Source organism: Nocardioides sp. NBC_00850 (genome assembly GCF_045207335.1).
Lineage (GTDB): Bacteria > Actinomycetota > Actinomycetes > Propionibacteriales > Nocardioidaceae > Nocardioides.
In genome coordinates, this window is sequence record NZ_CP108845.1 from 4,769,505 (window position 1) to 4,786,070 (window position 16,566).

General features: G+C 70.3%; 14 protein-coding genes. 5 read left to right on the forward strand and 9 right to left on the reverse strand.

Going from position 1 to position 16,566, the window contains the following annotated elements; translation table 11 throughout:
* Positions 1-2 precede the first annotated feature (2 nt).
* On the reverse strand, positions 3-650 hold the full coding sequence (locus OH802_RS23175; RefSeq protein ID WP_406022517.1) for a DUF3159 domain-containing protein: 648 nt from the start codon (positions 648-650) through the stop codon (positions 3-5).
* 223 nt (positions 651-873) lie between these two features.
* Here OH802_RS23175 and OH802_RS23180 point away from each other — a divergent pair, with 223 nt between their 5' ends.
* Positions 874-2,628 carry a histidinol-phosphatase gene (locus OH802_RS23180; protein ID WP_406022519.1) on the forward strand — a complete coding sequence of 585 codons (1,755 nt, stop codon included), beginning with the start codon at positions 874-876 and terminating at the stop codon, positions 2,626-2,628.
* On the forward strand, positions 2,625-3,167 hold the full coding sequence (locus OH802_RS23185) for a hypothetical protein (RefSeq protein WP_406022521.1): 543 nt from the start codon (positions 2,625-2,627) through the stop codon (positions 3,165-3,167). The genes OH802_RS23180 and OH802_RS23185 overlap by 4 nt, the downstream gene beginning before the upstream one ends.
* Before the next feature lie 3 nt (positions 3,168-3,170).
* Here OH802_RS23185 and OH802_RS23190 read toward each other — a convergent pair whose 3' ends face one another.
* Complete coding sequence (locus OH802_RS23190; RefSeq protein WP_406022523.1) at positions 3,171-3,800, reverse strand: trimeric intracellular cation channel family protein; 630 nt, start codon at positions 3,798-3,800, stop codon at positions 3,171-3,173.
* 235 nt (positions 3,801-4,035) lie between these two features.
* Here OH802_RS23190 and sepH point away from each other — a divergent pair, with 235 nt between their 5' ends.
* Positions 4,036-5,031, forward strand: coding sequence for a septation protein SepH (gene sepH, locus OH802_RS23195; protein WP_406022525.1), 996 nt, complete (start codon positions 4,036-4,038; stop codon positions 5,029-5,031).
* 158 nt (positions 5,032-5,189) lie between these two features.
* Positions 5,190-6,872, forward strand: a complete 1,683-nt coding sequence (locus tag OH802_RS23200) for an alkaline phosphatase D family protein (RefSeq protein WP_406022527.1) — start codon at positions 5,190-5,192, stop codon at positions 6,870-6,872.
* Positions 6,873-7,005: 133 nt separating this feature from the next.
* On the opposite strand, the gene OH802_RS23205 is transcribed toward OH802_RS23200, so the two are convergent.
* The 7 genes from OH802_RS23205 to OH802_RS23235 all read right to left on the reverse strand — a co-directional run bounded on the left by OH802_RS23205 (position 7,006) and on the right by OH802_RS23235 (position 13,836).
* Positions 7,006-7,650, reverse strand: a complete 645-nt coding sequence (locus tag OH802_RS23205) for a thymidine kinase (protein WP_406022529.1) — start codon at positions 7,648-7,650, stop codon at positions 7,006-7,008.
* Positions 7,651-7,660: 10 nt separating this feature from the next.
* Positions 7,661-8,296 carry a CGNR zinc finger domain-containing protein gene (locus OH802_RS23210; protein ID WP_406022531.1) on the reverse strand — a complete coding sequence of 212 codons (636 nt, stop codon included), beginning with the start codon at positions 8,294-8,296 and terminating at the stop codon, positions 7,661-7,663.
* 31 nt (positions 8,297-8,327) lie between these two features.
* The gene (locus tag OH802_RS23215; protein WP_406022533.1) at positions 8,328-8,951 is read right to left on the reverse strand and encodes a pyridoxamine 5'-phosphate oxidase family protein; all 624 of its coding nucleotides are present in this window, start codon (positions 8,949-8,951) and stop codon (positions 8,328-8,330) included.
* A 154-nt stretch (positions 8,952-9,105) separates the two neighbouring features.
* Positions 9,106-10,230, reverse strand: coding sequence for an alkaline phosphatase family protein (locus OH802_RS23220; protein WP_378833934.1), 1,125 nt, complete (start codon positions 10,228-10,230; stop codon positions 9,106-9,108).
* Positions 10,231-10,237: 7 nt separating this feature from the next.
* A complete protein-coding gene (locus tag OH802_RS23225; protein ID WP_141804060.1) occupies positions 10,238-10,822 on the reverse strand; it encodes a DUF5998 family protein in 585 nt (194 codons plus the stop codon).
* Positions 10,823-10,856: 34 nt separating this feature from the next.
* Complete coding sequence (locus OH802_RS23230; protein WP_406022536.1) at positions 10,857-13,559, reverse strand: GNAT family N-acetyltransferase; 2,703 nt, start codon at positions 13,557-13,559, stop codon at positions 10,857-10,859.
* A 49-nt stretch (positions 13,560-13,608) separates the two neighbouring features.
* Entirely contained in the window at positions 13,609-13,836 is a 228-nt protein-coding gene (locus OH802_RS23235; protein ID WP_406022538.1) for a type II toxin-antitoxin system VapB family antitoxin, read from the reverse strand.
* Between the two features lie 153 nt (positions 13,837-13,989).
* On the opposite strand from OH802_RS23235, the gene OH802_RS23240 reads away from it, so the two are divergent.
* Positions 13,990-16,470 carry a DNA topoisomerase (ATP-hydrolyzing) subunit A gene (locus OH802_RS23240; RefSeq protein WP_406022540.1) on the forward strand — a complete coding sequence of 827 codons (2,481 nt, stop codon included), beginning with the start codon at positions 13,990-13,992 and terminating at the stop codon, positions 16,468-16,470.
* Positions 16,471-16,566 lie beyond the last annotated feature (96 nt).

A 16,566-nucleotide genomic window follows, 5' to 3' on the forward strand; every position in this document is an offset into this window, starting at 1 on the left:
ACTCAGGCGGCCTGCGGGTGACGCAGCCCGGGATGATCCTCGGGCAACGAGCGCCGCAGGACGACCCAGCTCACCAGCAGGCACAGCGCGACCAGCGGCCAGCTGAGCGCGACCCGGGCGATCGCCAGGGCGACCACGTCGCCCGACCACCACAGCGGGCCGAAGACGGCGACCCGGATGACGTACTGACAGACCCAGACCCAGCTCGCCAGCGCATAGCCCCGCAGCAGGACGGGGTCGCGACGCCAGGCTCCGCGCTGGCGCAGCACCAGGCCGACGACCACGCCGAGCAGCGGCCAGCGGAACGCGATGCTGACCACCCACACCAGGGCGCTGGCCGCGTTGGCGGCGAGCTGGATCACGAAGAAGTCCTCCGCCCGGCCGGTACGCAGCGCGATCATCGCCGCGACCGCGACTCCCGCCACGCCCAGCAACACCGCGCGCGGCTTGCGGCCCTTGCGCCACTGCCAGACGGCCACGATCGCGGCCACCGCGAGCGCCACCACGGTCGCGATCCACAGCTCTCCGCTGACCAGCCAGCCGGCCGCGAACGCGACCGGCGGGACAGTGGCGTCGATCGCACCACGCGCACCTCCGAGGAGGTCGGCGAGCGTCTCGGCGTCTTCGTTGCGGCGGTCGGTGGTCGTCACACGAGTAAGGCTAGCCTTACTTGCAAGGGCGCGTGACGCCTCGGTCCCCCTGAGTGACTTCTCGGACGACTGGACTGACGCCTCGGCCGACGGGGGTGACGCCTCGGCAAAATTTCACCGGGAGGGCAACCGGCGGACGTACAGCGGCCATCCGGCGCCGCTTTGCTCTGAGCGCCGCTGCTCGGGCACGCGGGAGACGCCCTATCCAAGCGGAGGATTCAACGTGTCACACGAGCACCACCCCCACTCGCACGGGCCGGACGGGCACCACCACGCCCACGCGCACGGCCACGACCACACTCACTCCCACGAGGTCGACGAGATCACCCTCGCCGCCTCCTCGGACGCGTCCGACAGCGACCTGCGTCCCGCCGAGGTCACCCGGCGCAACCTGCTCCGCGCCGCCGGCATCGCCGGCGCCGTGACCGCCGGGATGGCCGGCATGACCGGCGTGACCCCGGCGATGGCCGAGACCGCCACGACCGCCACCGCGAAGAGCGGCAACCGGGCCACGATCCGGCACTGGCTCGCCGGCGACCACCACATCCACACCCAGTACAGCTCGGATGCGATGTACCGGGTCATCGACCAGGCACAGCACGGCGCCGCGTACGGCCTGGACTGGCTGGTCATCACCGACCACGGCGGCGCGACCCACGCCAAGCTCGGCGTCGACCTGGTCAACCCCGACATCGTGGCCGCGCGCAAGGTACTCAAGGACACCCTGATCTTCCAGGGTCTGGAGTGGAACATCCCGGCTGCCGAGCACGGCACCGTCTTCGTCGCCCCGGGCGCCAACGAGGTCGCGGTGCTCAAGCAGTTCGAGAACGACTACGACGGCTCCGTCAAGGGCGCCAGCGGCAACTCCCCGCAGAACGAGGCGCTCGCCGTCGCCGGCATCCAGTGGCTCGGCAAGCAGGTAGACAAGCGCCGCGTCGCGGACGCGCTCTTCCTGGCCAACCACCCCGCCCGCAACGGCATCGACAGCCCCCACGAGGTGCGTGCCTGGCGCGACGCCGACCCGCGGATCGCGATCGGCTGGGAGGGAGCGCCCGGCCACCAGGCGGCAGGACTGCCCGCCGGCTACGGCCCCGGCAGCGCCCGCGGCTACTACGGCAACTCCGCCGGCCCGAACTCCTTCCCCGGCTACCCGGCCGAGTCCTACCGCTCCTGGGGCGGGTTCGACTGGTTCACCTCGACAGTCGGCGGCCTGTGGGACTCGCTGCTCGCCGAGGGCAAGCCGTGGTCGATCAGCGCCAACTCCGACTCCCACGTCAACTGGGGCACCACCTCGCGCCGCCCCGACGGATCGGACTCGGCCTCCTTCAACGCCAACGGCCGCTACGGCGACCCGGTCTACGCCGGCTCCCTCAACACCACCGCCGGTGACTTCTGGCCGGGCTACTACAGCCGCACCCACGTCGGCGCCTCCGAGCGCAGCTACGGCGCGGTCATGAAGGGCCTGCGCAACGGCCGCGTCTGGGTCGACCACGGTGCGCTGGTGAAGTCGGTCGACGTACGCGTCGTCTCCTCCGACGGTGGCTCGGAGAGCCTCGGCGGCACCCTGAAGGCGAAGAAGGGCAGCCGGATCTCGCTGGTCGTCACCATCGCCGCCCAGGACGTCCCGAACTGGTCGCAGTTCCTCCCCACCCTCAATCGGGTCGACGTGATCCGGGGCGCGGTCGACCCGACGTACGTCTCCGACCGCGACACCTGGAAGGCGCCCGACACGAAGGTGATCGAGCAGACCGACACCTCGGGCCGCACCGGCACCTTCCAGCTGCGCTACGACCTCGGTCGTGTCGAGGAGGCGTTCTACGTGCGTGTCCGCGGCACCGACGCCAACCGGTCCCAGCCCGGCTACCTCGGCGAGAGCGTCGACCCGGCCGGTCCCGCCATCGACGTCGTCGGCGACGCCGACCCGTGGGTCGACCTGTGGTTCTACACCAACCCGGTCTGGGTCGTCCCGACTCGATGACCACCCGACGCCTGGCCGTCGATGCCGACGCCCGGGACCTCGCCGCCGCCGAGCACCTCGTCCACCGCCTGGACGAGGTGCTCGGCGCGGGGCAGGCCGAGGATGCGTACGTCATCAGCACCCATGTCGTGCGCGTGCCGACCGGCCGCTTCGTCGCCGTCCTGGACTGGCCCGATGGCCCGGCGGTCGAGGAGCTGACCGCGCTCCTCTCCGACCAGCTCCCCCAGGCGTACGTCACCCCCGACTCCCCCGCGATCGACGAGGCCGCCGCGCGCAGTGCCGGGCGGCTGGCCCGCTACCCGGGACGCACCGGGATCGAGACCGTGACCACGGTGGCCGCGGTCGAGGCGGACAGCGTCGTCGACGCCGTCGAGGGCCTGGCCGGGATCTCGCTGGAGCCGGGCGACACCCTCGATCTCACCGGGTTCGCGCGGCCGGTGTGGCGCGAGGGGCGCTGCGTACTCCTGGTCCAGCGCTCCGCCGTCGGTCTGGTGCCGTTCGAGATGCGCCACCAGATCCCCTGCTGCTCGGACCACTGAGGTTCAGACCGACGCGGAGCCTCGCGGCAGCGGAGCCTCCCAGTGGCGCCACATCGCCAGCAGCCGCCAGCCGGCGCAGACGACGAAGGCGGTGGCCATCACCAGCGGCTGCGGCAGCGTGAGGAACAGGCCGAAGGCCACGATCGCCGCACCTGCGAAGGCAGGGATGGCGTAGAAGACGCTGCGGCGCAGGATGATCGGCACCTGACCGGCGAGCACGTCGCGGATCACCCCGCCGCCCACGCCGGTGGCCAGCCCCATGACCGCGGCCGCGAGCGGGGAGAGCCCGAAGTCGAGTGCCTTGACCGCCCCCGCGATGACGAACAGCCCCAGGCCCAGGGCGTCGAAGACGTTGATCATCGGCCCGAGCCGGCCCAGCGCGGGATGGAAGTAGAAGGTCAGCAGGCCGGCCGTCATCGGCACCACGAGGTAGCGCCAGTCGGAGAGCGCGGCGACCGGGGTCGCGCCGATGGCCATGTCTCGCAGGATGCCGCCACCGAGGCCGGTGACGCAGGCGAGGACGACCACTCCGAAGATGTCGAGCTCCTTGCGAACCGCCATCAGGCCGCCGGAGAGCGCGAAGACGAAGCACCCGACCAGGTCGAGCACGAGGAGGGTCAGCGTCTGTTCCACCACCGAATGGTCGCCTCGTTCGTCCCAAAAACCCCAAATGCCACGGCCACGCCGCACGGCAGCCCAATACGATGCAGGTCTGTGGCGTAGGGTCGTCACAACCGTATCTAGAATTGAGAAGAGGATGTCAGCCGAAGGATTGCCCCTGACTCCGGGCCAGCTCGAAGAGCAGGCACCGGATGAGGCTGGACCCGTCCTTCTGCGGCTCATCTCGGTCAGTGACGATGGTTTACGCATGCTTCTCGTCGATGACGAGGACCGTGAATACACCGCCGACATCGACGACCGTCTCCGTGCAGCACTCGAGGCTGTGTCGACCCGCCGATCGGAGCAAACCGTGAACAAGACCCCGAGCAGCAGCCTGCGGCCCCGTGACATTCAGACCCGTATTCGTTCGGGCGAGAGTGCCGAGGAGGTCGCCGCTGTCGCCGGCACCACGGTCGAGAAGATCTTGGCCTTCGCCGGTCCCGTCCTCGCCGAGCGCGAGCACATGGCACAGCGCGCCCAGCAGGCTTCCGTGCGCCGTCGGCCCGGTGAGGCCGCCAGCACCGCCCGCACCCTGGGCGAGGCGGTCAGCGCCCACTTCCAGACGATGTACGTGGACCCCGAGTCGGTCAACTGGGACTCCTACCGGCGCCCTGACGGGCGCTGGAAGCTCACCGGTGAGTACGAGACCCCCGAGCGCTCCGGCATCGCCGAGCTGACCTACGACGCCCCCGGCAACTTCGTCGAGCTCGACAACGACGACGCCCGCTGGCTGACCGGCGAGAAGCTCGAGGCCGCAGCGCCCGAGCCGGAGCCGATCACCGACGACATGCTCGCCGCGCGGCGTCGCCGCGCACAGAGCTCGACCCCGTCGGCCCCGGCTGCGCAGGCTCCGGCAGCGCCCGCGCCGGCCCCGCCCGCCCAAGCGCCGGCTCCGGTCACTCCTCCCCCGGCTCCCCAGCCGGTCAAGGAGGCCAAGGCCGCCAAGACGGCTCAGGTCGATGTCGACACCCCGCTCGAGGCGTTCTTGGGCGACGAGTCCCCGACCGGCAAGCAGGCGCCGGTCCCGGCAGAGCCCGAGCCCGAGCCGACGGTCGTCGAGCCCCCGGCCGCCGAGGCTCCGGCCGAGTCCGAGCAGTCCGAAGAGGCTCAGTCGAAGCCGGCCAAGAAGTCGTCCGCGCGCCGCAAGCGCGCCTCGGTCCCGAGCTGGGACGAGATCATGTTCGGCGGCGGCAAGTCGGAGTGAACCGACTGGTGTGAACCCGTTCACGGACCGGCCATCGGCCGGTCCGTGTTACGTCGGCGACCCGACCCGACAGAGTCGGCAGCGGGTCGGGCGCAGTTCACGCGCCCCCGATGAAGTGAGTGGAGGCAAGCACTTCCACCCTTCTCGGAGGCCCCCCGATGCTCCTGCCCGACTCGCTGAGCCGACGCTCCCTCCTCTCCACCACCGCCACGACCGGCTTCGCCGCATCCGCAGCCATGCTGCTCGGCACCGGCTCGATCCCCGCCGACGCGGTATCCGTCAAGGGCGCCACGTCGCTCTCCGGCTACCCGTTCACCATGGGCGTCGCCTCCGGCGACCCGCTCCCCAACTCCGTCGTCCTCTGGACCCGCCTCGCCCCCGAACCGCTCGCCCCTGACGGTCTCGGCGGCATGCCGCAGGAGCCGGTCAAGGTCCGCTGGCAGGTCGCCGAGGACCCCCTCTTCCGCAAGGTCGCGAAGTCCGGCACCGTCACCGCCACCCCGAACTTCGGCCACTCGGTCCACCCCGAGGTCTGGGGCCTGCGCCCGGGCCGCGACTACTGGTACCGCTTCCTGGCCGCCGGCGAGGTCAGCCAGACCGGCCACACCCGGACCGCACCGGCGTACGGCTCCTCGCTCTCGAAGATGAGCTTCGCCTTCGCCTCCTGCGCCCTCTACAGCCACGGCTTCTACACCGCCTACCGGCACCTGGCCGACGAGGACGTCGACGTCGTCTTCCACCTGGGCGACTACCTGTACGAGTCCGGCGTGACTCCCGAGAACAACTGGCGCAACACCCCGGTCTCCCCCGCCGTCGGCGGGGAGACGCTCGACCTGGCGCGCTACCGCCTGCAGTACGGCCTCTACAAGTCCGACCCGGACCTGATGGCCGCCCACCAGTCCCACGCGTTCGTGGTCGCACCCGACGACCACGAGGTCGAGAACAACTGGGCCGACGAGACCCCCGAGGAGCGGAGCCAGTCGCAGGGAGATCTGTGGATGCCGCGGCGTACGGCTGCCTTCCAGGCCTACTACGAGCACCTGCCCTTCCGTGCCAGCTCGCTGCCGGACGGTCCGGACATGCAGATCTACCGGAGCCTGCGCTACGGCGACCTGGTGGACTTCAACGTGCTCGACACCCGGCAGTACCGCGACGACCAGGCGTACGCCGACGGCAGCGACCCCGCCAGCCCGGAGCTGACGCCGGACATCTACGACCCGTCGCGCTCGATGATGGGCTTCGAGCAGGAGAAGTGGCTCCAGCGCAACTGGCGCCGGTCGACCGCCCGCTGGCAGGTGCTCGCCAACCAGGCGCCGATGGCGGAGACCGACCTCGACGAGACCGAGGCCAAGACCCTCTACATGGACCCGTGGGACGGCTACATCGCCAACCGCAACCGGCTCCTCGAGGGCGCTCGCACCAGCGGCGTCGAGAACCTCGTCGTCATCACCGGCGACCGACACCACAACTACGCCAGCAACCTGCTGGCCGACTACGACGACCCCGAGTCAGCGGTCGTCGGCAGCGAGTTCGTCGGCACCTCCATCGCCAGCGGCGGCGACGGCGCCGACATGACCACCGGCGGCGAGACCCTGCTGCGGGCCAACGACCACCTGAAGTTCTTCAACAGCCAGCGCGGCTACGTACGCGTCAAGGTCACGCCCGAGGAGCTCTCCAGCGACTTCCGGGTCGTGCCGTACGTCCAGCGCCCGGGCGCCCCGGTCTCCACCCGCGCGACCTACGTCGTCGAGAACGGCCGCCCCGGCGTCCAGCTCGACACCAAGAGCACCCCCGTCGGAACGAGGTACGCCGACGTGCCCATGCCGACGCTCAACCGCTAGCCCCCGCTGGTCGAGCCGCGAGCGCCAGCGAGCGTGTCGAGACCAACACAGTCCCGTCAGCGCTCCATCGGACCGTGTTGGTCTCGACACGCCTCCGCCTAGCGGCTCCGGCGGCTCGACCAGCGTGGCGGGGTCAGCCGAACGGCAGCGGCTCGGGCACCAGGGAGACCGACTGGGCCCGGGCCGCGGTCAGGCGGCGGCGGTGGTGCTGGCGGCAGAGGACCTCGTAGGAGACCGCGCTGGGGGCCTCGTCGGTGTCGCCGACGACGACCTGGTCGCCCTCGGTGACCATGACGCCGTCCTCGACCCGGGCGTTGTGGGTGGCTCGCTTGCCGCACCAGCACAGCGCCTCGACCTGCAGCACCTCGGTCCGGTCGGCGAGCTCGACCAGACGAGCGGCGCCCGGGAAGAGCCGGGTGCGGAAGTCGGTGAGGATGCCGAAGCAGAAGACGTCGATCTGCAGCTCGTCGGTGATCTTGGCCAGCGCCTCGATCTGCTCGGGCGTGTAGAACTGCGCCTCGTCACAGATGAGGTAGTCGATCCGGGCGCCGTGGGTCAGCGCGTCGACGGCGTGGCGCCAGAAGTCGAAGTCGTCGGTGACCTCGATCGCGTCGTGGGTCAGACCCAGCCGCGAGGTGACCGCCGCCTCCCCGGAGCGGTCGTGGGCGGTGAAGATCAGCCCCACCCTGCCGCGAGTCGCGTGGTTGTGGTTGGTCTGCAGCGCGAGAGTCGACTTCCCCGCGTCCATCGTCCCGGTCCAGAAGGTCAGCTCAGCCACTTGCGGAAGCCTAGTGGGCTGCGCTGCGGCTCGTGGCAGGACCCTCAGAGCTGGACATGTTCCGGCGATAGTGGCGCGCGACCCGCGCCCGGTTGCCGCAGCCCGCGGAGCACCACTCGCGCCGTGGGTGGTCGCGGACGAAGTACAGGACGCAGCCGGGGCCGCCGCACGCCTTCAGCTCATGGGGCGCGTGCTGGGCCAGCACCTCGGATCCCTCCAGCGCCACCAGGTTCAGCTCCCGCTGCGGCCCGGTGTCGTCGGTGAGCCACTCGCGCTCGTAACCGCCCTGCGCACCGTGGCGGAGAATCGGCGCGCAGTGGGACACGAACTCGTTGAGCACGGCGAGCGCAACTTCTGTGCTGAGCGCCTCGGAGACGCTGTGCGGCCGGCCGTCGGCGGTCAGGTCGGCGGCCAGCCGGCGCAGGGCGTCGCGCAGCGCCCGGGCCCGGCCGAGGTCGTGTTCGTTCAGGTCTGGGTGGCGGCCGAGCCCCGCCTCCTCGGCCCAGGCTTCCAGGTGCGCCAAGGTCTCCAGCGAGTCGTGCACGCCCGTCCGGTCTGCCCAGATCGTGTTCATGAGGCGTACGGCCCGGGGCTGGGTCGGGTACAGCACCGGCACCTGCAGCTCCACGGCCGACTCGTCCGTCATCGATCTCTGTTGGTCGGTTCTAATGGTCAGTCTAAGGTTCAACCGTTACGCCACGCGCGGCGGCCAGCTCGGCCTCGAGCTCGCTGATCCGCTGGGTCAGCTCGGCGACGGTGTGCCGGGCGGCCCCCAGGGGCACCAGCTGCGGGATGTGCTGCTTGCAGTTCCAGTCGAACGCCTCGACGTCGATCAGGATCCCACGTTCCACGCGCGCCGAGCTCCCGGCCGGAGCGAGCGAGGGGACCAGCTCGGGGTCGTCGTCGAGCTCGACGACCCGCGCACGACCGAAGATCTTCATCCGGGCCTGCAGCTGGTAGTCGATCAGGAACAGCGAGACCCGCTCGTCGTGATCGAGGTTGCCGCGGGTGATGTACTGCCGGTTGCCCCGGAAGTCGGCGAACCCCAGCGTCGTCTCGTCGACGACCTTCAGGAACCCGGGCGGTCCGCCGCGGTGCTGGACGTAGGGCCATCCGGTCTCGCTGACGGTCGCCAGGAAGAAGCTGTCCCGCGAGGTGATGAACGCGGCCTCGCCCCTGCCGATCCGGTCCGGCGCGTCACCCGCCTCCGACATCCGAGCGTACGCGTCGGCGCTCCCGTGGATCGTCTGGTGCTCGGCCACCAGCGGCGTGAACGCGACCTGCCCGTAATGCCCGGTCATCGCCTGCCCTCGTCGACTCTGTGCTCACCCATGACAAACCCTTCCGCCGGACACGACGAGTGTCCCCTAATTGATACGTAGGTTGTAACCATTAGAACGGCCAGTCATTCCCGCCCGGTGAGGTTGGAGCACAGCAGCGCCCGAGACGAGCGCGTCAGGAGACCAGCAGCGGGATGAGCATCTCGTCCGGGGTCAGCGATCCGTGCAACCCGACCAGGGTCGTCTCGTACTGGAACAGGCTGGTCGAGACGACCGCGTGCTCGCCGTGGGAGGCGACGATGACGTCGCCGAGCCGCGGCAGCACCGATGGGGTGACCGGTCCGAACCAGCCACGCCGGATCGCGGTCTCCCGGGTCATCACGTCGGCCTTGTCGCCGAGCGTCTCCGACCAGGTCGCGACCACGTCCTCGACCGCACCGCGCGAGCAGTAGAGATGCCGGAAGCGGGCCTCGCCGCCGACCAGGGCGACCCCGTGGCGGAGCTCGGGGAAGTCGTCGATGTCGGTGCGGGAGGTGGCGGGCGAGTCGACCATGCCGTGGTCGGCGAGCACCAGGAGGCGTACGGACGGGTCCAGGGCATCACGCAGCTGCTCGGCCTCGGCGTCGATCATCGAGAGCTGCTGCAGCCAGGGCGAGGAGGCGACGCCGTACTTGTGGCCGGTCCAGTCGAGGTCACCGTCGTAGAGGTAGGTCAGCGAACCCGGCACCCGCGAGAGCGCGACCGCCGAGGCGATCCGCTCGCCGACCCGGTCGGCGCCGACGAACTCCGCGCCCCGGTGGGCGGCGATGGTCAGCCCCGAGCCGCCGAAGACGCGCTTGTTGATCACCGTGACCGGCACGCCGGCCTCGCCCAGCCGCTGGAAGACGGTCTGGTTGGGCTGCCACTCGACAGGGTCGACGTCCTTGCGCCACTGCAGCGCGTTGAGCAGGTGCTCGGTGCCGGGGATCCGGGAGGTGTAGCCGACCAGCCCGTGCCCGCCGGGCGTCAGCCCGGTGCCGAACGAGGTGAGGCTGGTCGCCGTCGTCGACGGCACCCCGGCCGTGCCGGTCTCCTGGTCCTCGCTCAGCGAGGCCAGGAACGGCGCGGCGTGCGCATAGCGGCGCAGCAGGTTGGTGCCCATCCCGTCGACCAGGAAGACGACGTACGCAGCGGCCGAGGGCAGCTCGAGACCGGGTCGCGCCTCGGAGGTGCCCAACGGGATGCCCATCGCAGCGGCGACCGCCGGCAGGACATCACCCAGTGAGCGCTCCCCGTACGCAGGGGCGACGAACCCGGTCACAATCCCGTCACCGGTTGTGGGTGCGAGCCGAGAGCGATTCCGCGAAGGAGAGCAGGCGGTCGACCGAGTCGTGACCGTCGGCGGCGGCCGAGACGCGCAGCGAGAAGTCGTCGGGGGTGAGCACGCCGGTGTAGCCGTGGTCGGCGTCGCAGTTGGGGTCGGAGCAGCCCGCGGGCTCCAGGTCTACGCGGTTGACGCCGCCCCAGCCGATGGTCATGACCACCTCGGCCGGCTTGCTCGATCCCTTGGTCGGGTTGGTGATCATCCGGGTCACCACCACGGAGTTGACCGAGTCGATGCGTACGGCCTCGGTCGAGGTCGAGGTGTAGGGCTCGGGCAGCAGGTCGTCACCGGCGTGCTCGTCGGTGTGGGCCAGGATCAGCCGCGTCGGGGTCAGCACCAGCACGGAGAGGTGGCGACGCACCTCGTCACGGTCGAACGTCGGCTCGTGGTGCAGGAAGAAGGAGGACACCTTCTCTCCGGCCACTGCGGAGGCGACGCAGTCGGCCACCACCTCGGGGTAGTAGCCGGTGCGGTCGATCTCGGCGCGCAGGTCGTCGGCGCGGTCGAGATCATCGGTGCGGGTGCTCATGACACCCATCCTTCCACGCGCCGCCACAGGCCGCCTAGCCAGGAAGGGTGTCGCCCACCGCGGGGTTGAGGCGGCGTACGAACCAGTCGGAGCGCGGATCGGCGACCAGGTCGACCCTGGCGCCGGCGGTGAGGACGGCGGATCCCTCGAGCCCGACGAGGACCAGCGAGAGGTCGAGGGAGGAGATCTGGGGCAGGTCGTTCTGCAGCTGGGCGACCCTGAGGACGAGCCGCTCGATCTCGTCGACGTCGACCATGTCGCCGCCGCGGTAGCCGAAGAGCATCGGCGCGGCCTTGATCTCGCGCACCATCGAGGCGGCATCGCGCTCGGACAGCGGCGGGATCCGGTAGGCCTTGTCGGCCACCAGCTCGGTGATCGGGCCGGCGATGCCGAAGGAGACCACGGGGCCGAACAACGGGTCCTCCATCGAGCGGATCGCGACCGGGACGCCCGGCGGCGCGGTGCGCTGCACCGTGAACCCGCCGGTCTCAGGCGGGATCCGGCTGGTGATCAGCTCCCAGGCCTCGGTCATCTCGTCGACGTCGTCGATGTTGCGTACGACGTGAGCCTGGTCGGGCCGCTCCCGGACGCTCTCGACGGTCGCCTTGAGGACGACACCCCAGCCGAGGTCCTCTCCCGCGGAGATCGCCTCCTCGAGGGTGCTGACGCTGTGGGTGTTCCACAGCTTGATCCCGTAGGCGGCCAGCACCATGCCCAGGTCCTCGCGGCTCAGGTCGCCCCCGGCCGGACGCGCGGCGAGCACGTCGGTGACGATCTTGCGCGCCGTGCGCGGGTCGCACTCGTCGGTGCTGAGCCACGGGGTCTCGCCGTCGGCGGAGCGCAGCCACACGGCGTACTCCACGACCTTGGCCAGGGCACGTACGGCCGACTCCACCGAGGAGTAGGACGGCACCGAGCCGCGGCCCGCGGTGGAGCCGGCGACGTCGGGGACGCGGAGCAGCTCGGGGACACCCTCGGCACCCAGGAAGCTGGTGACCAGCGGCTTGTCGGACTGCTCCCCCACCGCGGCGAGCACGTTGGCGATCTCCTCGCCGGAGACGTTGAGCGGCGGGATGTAGACCGAGATCACCGCGTCGACCTCGGGGTCGTCGATGGCCGCGTCGAGCGCGTCCTCGAAGTCCTCCGCGCTCGGCTCGGTGGGCAGCGGGACCTGCTTGTTGACCTGCAGACCCGCCGAGACGGCGGCGTCGGCGGCCAGCAGGCCCAGGGCGTCGGAGTTGCCGACGATGGCGACCCGCCGGCCGCGCGGGAGCGGCTGGTGGGCGAGGAGCTGGGCGACGTCGAACATCTCGTCGAGGGTGTCGACCTGGATGATCCCGGCCTGGCGGAACATCGCGTCGACGGCCGCCGGCGGGGCGCTGATCTTGCGGACCGCGTGGCCCATCGGCACACCCTGGGTGGTGCGGCCCGAGCGGACCGCGACGATCGGCTTTCGCAGGGAGACGCGGCGGGCGATGCGGGAGAACTTACGCGGGTTACCGATCGACTCCAGGTACATCATCACGACCTCGGTCGAGGCGTCCTCCTCCCAGTACTGGAGGAGGTCGTTGCCGGAGACGTCGGCGCGGTTTCCGGCGCTGACGAAGGTCGACAGGCCCAGGCCTCGGTTGTTGACCTTCTCCAGGATCGCGGAGCCGAGCGCGCCGGACTGGCAGAAGAAGCCCGCGCGGCCGCGCGGCGGCATCGTCGGGGCGAGGCTGGCGTTGATCTTGACCTGCGGGTCGGTGTTGATGACGCCGAGCGCGTTGGGCCCGATCAGCCGCAGCCCGTAGGAGCGGGACAGGTTCACCAGCCGCCGCTGCCGCTGGCGGCCCTCCTCGCCGGTCTCGGCGAAGCCGCTGGAGATGACCACGAGCCCGTGCACGCCCTTGGCGGCACAGTCGAGAACGACGTCCTGGACGGCGTCGGCGGGCACCGCGACGATCGCCACGTCGACGTCATCGGGGATGTCCTGGACGCTCTTGTAGGCCGGCATGCCGCTGACCGCGGTGGAGCTGGGGTTGACCATGTAGACCCGGCCGGTGAAGTCACCGATCACCAGGTTGCGGACGAGCGCCTGGCCGACGGTCTCCTGCCTCCGGCTGGCGCCGATGACCGCGACCGAGCGCGGGTTGAAGAAGCGGTGGATCGAGGCGGACTCGGCCTCGTGCTCGCGCAGGGCGAGGCGGCCGACCGCGGTGTCGGTGACGTCGATCCCGAACTGCAGCGAGATGACCCCGTCCTCGTAGACGCTGGCCACCTTGTAGCCGGCGTCGCGGAAGGTCTGGATCATCCGGGCGTTGTCGGGGAGCACGTCGGCGGTGAACTTGGTGACCCCGCGCTCACGCCCGGCCTGGGCGAGGTGCTCGAGCAGGATCTGCGCGATCCCCCGGCCCTGGTAGTCGTCCTCGACGAGGAAGGCGACCTCGGCCTCCCCGGGCTTGACCACGTCGTAGCGCCCGACCGCGATCATCCGGCCCCGCAGGGTCAGGATGAACGCCACCCGGTCCTTGTGGTCGACCTCGGTGAAGCGCGCGACATCGCGGGCGGACAGGTGCGGCATCGGCGAGAAGAAGCGGTAGTACTTCGACTCGTCGCTGACCCGGTGGTCGTAGAAGTCGACCAGCAGGTCCTTGTCCGCCGACCGGATCGGCCGGATGTGTGCCGTCCGCCCGTCGCGCAGCAGCACGTCCGCCTCCCAGTGGGAGGGGTACGGCGGGGTCTGCTGCGCGGTCACGAGAGAAATCTAGCGGGAGAGGCCAGGTTCTCGCGCGCAGCAGCCGCCGTCAGTGACGTACGACGTTGGCGCGGTCGCGCTCGTTGAGCACCCGCCAGCCGTCATAGTCCCAGTTCCGCGCCAGCTTCTGGGCGTGCTTGGGGGCGTCGCCCTCATGGTTGCGGATGACGAGTTCACGCACGGCGAACTCCACCGCCTCCTGGGGCGTGGTCGTGCCGGAGATCCGCTGGATCTCCGCGAGCAGCTCGGTGTCGATCTCGATCTGGGTGACAGCCATCTTCAAGCACCTCCATGTGCGTTGAACCGGTGACTCCGGACTCCTCCAATGTACGCGGATGTACCGCGTATGAAAGGGCGGCTCGGCTACGACTTGGCCCCAATCGGCGAGCCCGGTGTCGCGTTCGCACACGGATTCGAGACAATGCCCCTTATGGCACGCGGCAAGACCAAGCAGGACGTACCCGACGATTTCGAGGAGCACATCCTCGACACCGACATCGGGGACGAGATGCGGTCCTCATTCCTGGAGTACTCCTACTCCGTCATCTACTCCCGGGCACTGCCCGACGCCCGCGACGGCCTCAAGCCCGTGCAGCGCCGGATCCTCTACACGATGAACGATATGGGCGTACGTCCAGACCGCGGCCACGTGAAGTGTGCCCGCATCGTCGGTGAGGTGATGGGCAAGCTGCACCCGCACGGTGACGGCGCGATCTACGACGCCCTGGTCCGGATGGCGCAGCCGTGGGCGATGCGGCTGCCGATGATCGACGGGCACGGCAACTTCGGCTCCCCCGGCGGTGACGACCCGGCTGCCGCGATGCGTTACACCGAGGCCCGGATGGGCCCGGCCGCGCAGGCGATGACCGATGACATCAAGGAAGACACGGTCGACTTCCGGCCCAACTACGACTCGCGGGAGATGGAGCCGAGCGTGCTCCCCGCGGCGATCCCCAACCTGCTGGTCAACGGCGCCACCGGCATCGCGGTCGGCATGGCCACCAACATGGCCCCGCACAACCTGATCGAGGTCATCGCCGCCGCGCGCCACCTGATCAAGCACCCCGGCGCCGAGCTCGACACGCTGATGAAGTTCATCCCCGGCCCCGACCTCCCCACCGGCGGCACCATCGTCGGCCTGGACGGGATCCGGGATGCGTACGAGACCGGCCGCGGCTCCTTCAAGATCCGCGCCACCACGCGGATCGAGCCGTTCGGGCGCCGCAAGGGCATCGTGATCACCGAGCTGCCGTTCAACATCGGCACCGAGAAGATCATCGAGCGCGTCAAGGTCCTGGTGCAGTCCAAGAAGATCCAGGGAATCGCCGACCTCAAGGACCTCACCGACCGCGAGCACGGCACCCGGCTGGTGATCGAGGTCAAGAACGGGTTCGTGCCCGAGGCCGTCCTCGAGCAGCTCTACAAGATGACCCCGCTGGAGGACTCCTTCGGGATCAACAACGTCGCGCTCGTCGACGGGCAGCCGCGCACGCTCGGTCTCAAGGAGCTGCTCGAGGTCTTCCTGGGCCACCGCTACGACGTCGTACGCCGCCGTTCGCAGTTCCGCCGTGACCGGGCGGCGGACCGGCTCCACCTCGTCGATGGGCTGCTGATCGCGATCCTCGACATCGACGAGGTCATCCAGCTGATCCGCGCCTCCGACAACGCCGGCGAGGCCAAGGAGCGGCTGATGTCGGTCTTCGACCTGAGCCAGCCGCAGGCGGAGTACATCCTCGACATGGCGCTGCGCCGGCTGACCAAGTTCTCCAAGATCGAGCTGGAGAAGGAGCGCGACGACCTGCGCTCGACGATCGAATACCTGGACTCGATCCTCGGCGACGACGAGATGCTGCGCAAGGTCGTCTCCGACGAGCTGGGCGAGGTGGCCAAGACGTTCGGCACCCCTCGGCGCACCGTGCTGCTCGCCTCCGCCGGCACCCCGGCGCTCGAGGCGATGAGCCTCGAGGTCGCCGACGACCCGTGCTTCGCGCTGCTCTCCTCGACCGGTCTCCTGGCCCGCTCCTCGGACGCGGAGCCCTTCTCGACCGGCTCTGGCCGCGCCAACCACGACGTGATCGTCTCGGTCGTCCCGGCGACCGCGCGCGGGCAGATCGGCGTGCTCACCTCCCGCGGCCGTCTCGTACGTCTCGGGGTGCTCGACCTGCCGGCGATGCCGCCGACTCACGGCGACCCGAACCTCTCCGGCGGCCTGCCGCTGTCCGCGCTGCTCTCGCTGGAGTCCGACGAGCGGGCGCTCGCGCTGACCACGTTGGCCACCGACGGTCCCGGCATCGCGCTCGGCACCAAGCTCGGCGTTGTCAAGCGGGTCAACCCCGAGGTGCTGCTCAACAAGGACGAGTGGGAGGTCATCAAGCTCGCCGACGGCGACGAGGTGGTCGGCGCGGCCCAGCTGCGCACCGGCACCGAGGCGCTGGTCTTCGTCACCTCCGACGCCCAGCTCCTGCACTTCCCGGCGGACGTCGTCCGTCCGCAGGGCCGCAGCGCCGGCGGGATGGCCGGCGTCCGGATGGCGCACGGGTCCAAGGTCGTCTTCTTCGGCGTCGTCTCCCCCGACGCTCCTGAGGGGGCCGCAGTCGTCACCGTCGCCGGTTCGTCGAGCGCTCTGCCCGGCACCGAGACCGGCTCGGTGAAGACCACGCCGTTCAGCGAATACCCGGCCAAGGGCCGGGCCACCGGCGGCGTACGCGCGCACCGCTACCTCAAGGGCGAGGACTCGATCGTCTTCGCCTGGGTCGGCGCCGCTCCTGCGATGGCCGCGGCGGCCTCCGGCGCGCCCATCGACCTGCCCGAGATCGACCCGCGCCGCGACGGCTCCGGGATCCCCCTCGAGCAGCCCATCGACGCCGTCTCGGGGCCGGTGGCTCACACGTTCCCGGTTGCTGCCGGCTAGGTGTCGGCTGCTCACCGAGGTAACTCGGTCGACGCTCGCTTCCCTCGCGGAGTTCCACGAGGGAAGCGACTGCTCACCGAGGTACCTCGGTGAGCA

Excerpts from the sequence above, each read along its gene's own strand:
- OH802_RS23215 (WP_406022533.1), bottom strand. The coding sequence starts at position 8,951 with ATGACCGGGCATTACGGGCAGGTCGCGTTCACGCCGCTGGTGGCCGAG.
- OH802_RS23185 (WP_406022521.1), top strand. The coding sequence starts at position 2,625 with ATGACCACCCGACGCCTGGCCGTCGATGCCGACGCCCGGGACCTCGCC.
- OH802_RS23210 (WP_406022531.1), bottom strand. The coding sequence starts at position 8,296 with ATGACGGACGAGTCGGCCGTGGAGCTGCAGGTGCCGGTGCTGTACCCG.
- OH802_RS23240 (WP_406022540.1), top strand. The coding sequence starts at position 13,990 with ATGGCACGCGGCAAGACCAAGCAGGACGTACCCGACGATTTCGAGGAG.
- OH802_RS23235 (WP_406022538.1), bottom strand. The coding sequence starts at position 13,836 with ATGGCTGTCACCCAGATCGAGATCGACACCGAGCTGCTCGCGGAGATC.
- OH802_RS23225 (WP_141804060.1), bottom strand. The coding sequence starts at position 10,822 with ATGAGCACCCGCACCGATGATCTCGACCGCGCCGACGACCTGCGCGCC.
- OH802_RS23200 (WP_406022527.1), top strand. The coding sequence starts at position 5,190 with ATGCTCCTGCCCGACTCGCTGAGCCGACGCTCCCTCCTCTCCACCACC.
- sepH (WP_406022525.1), top strand. The coding sequence starts at position 4,036 with ATGCTTCTCGTCGATGACGAGGACCGTGAATACACCGCCGACATCGAC.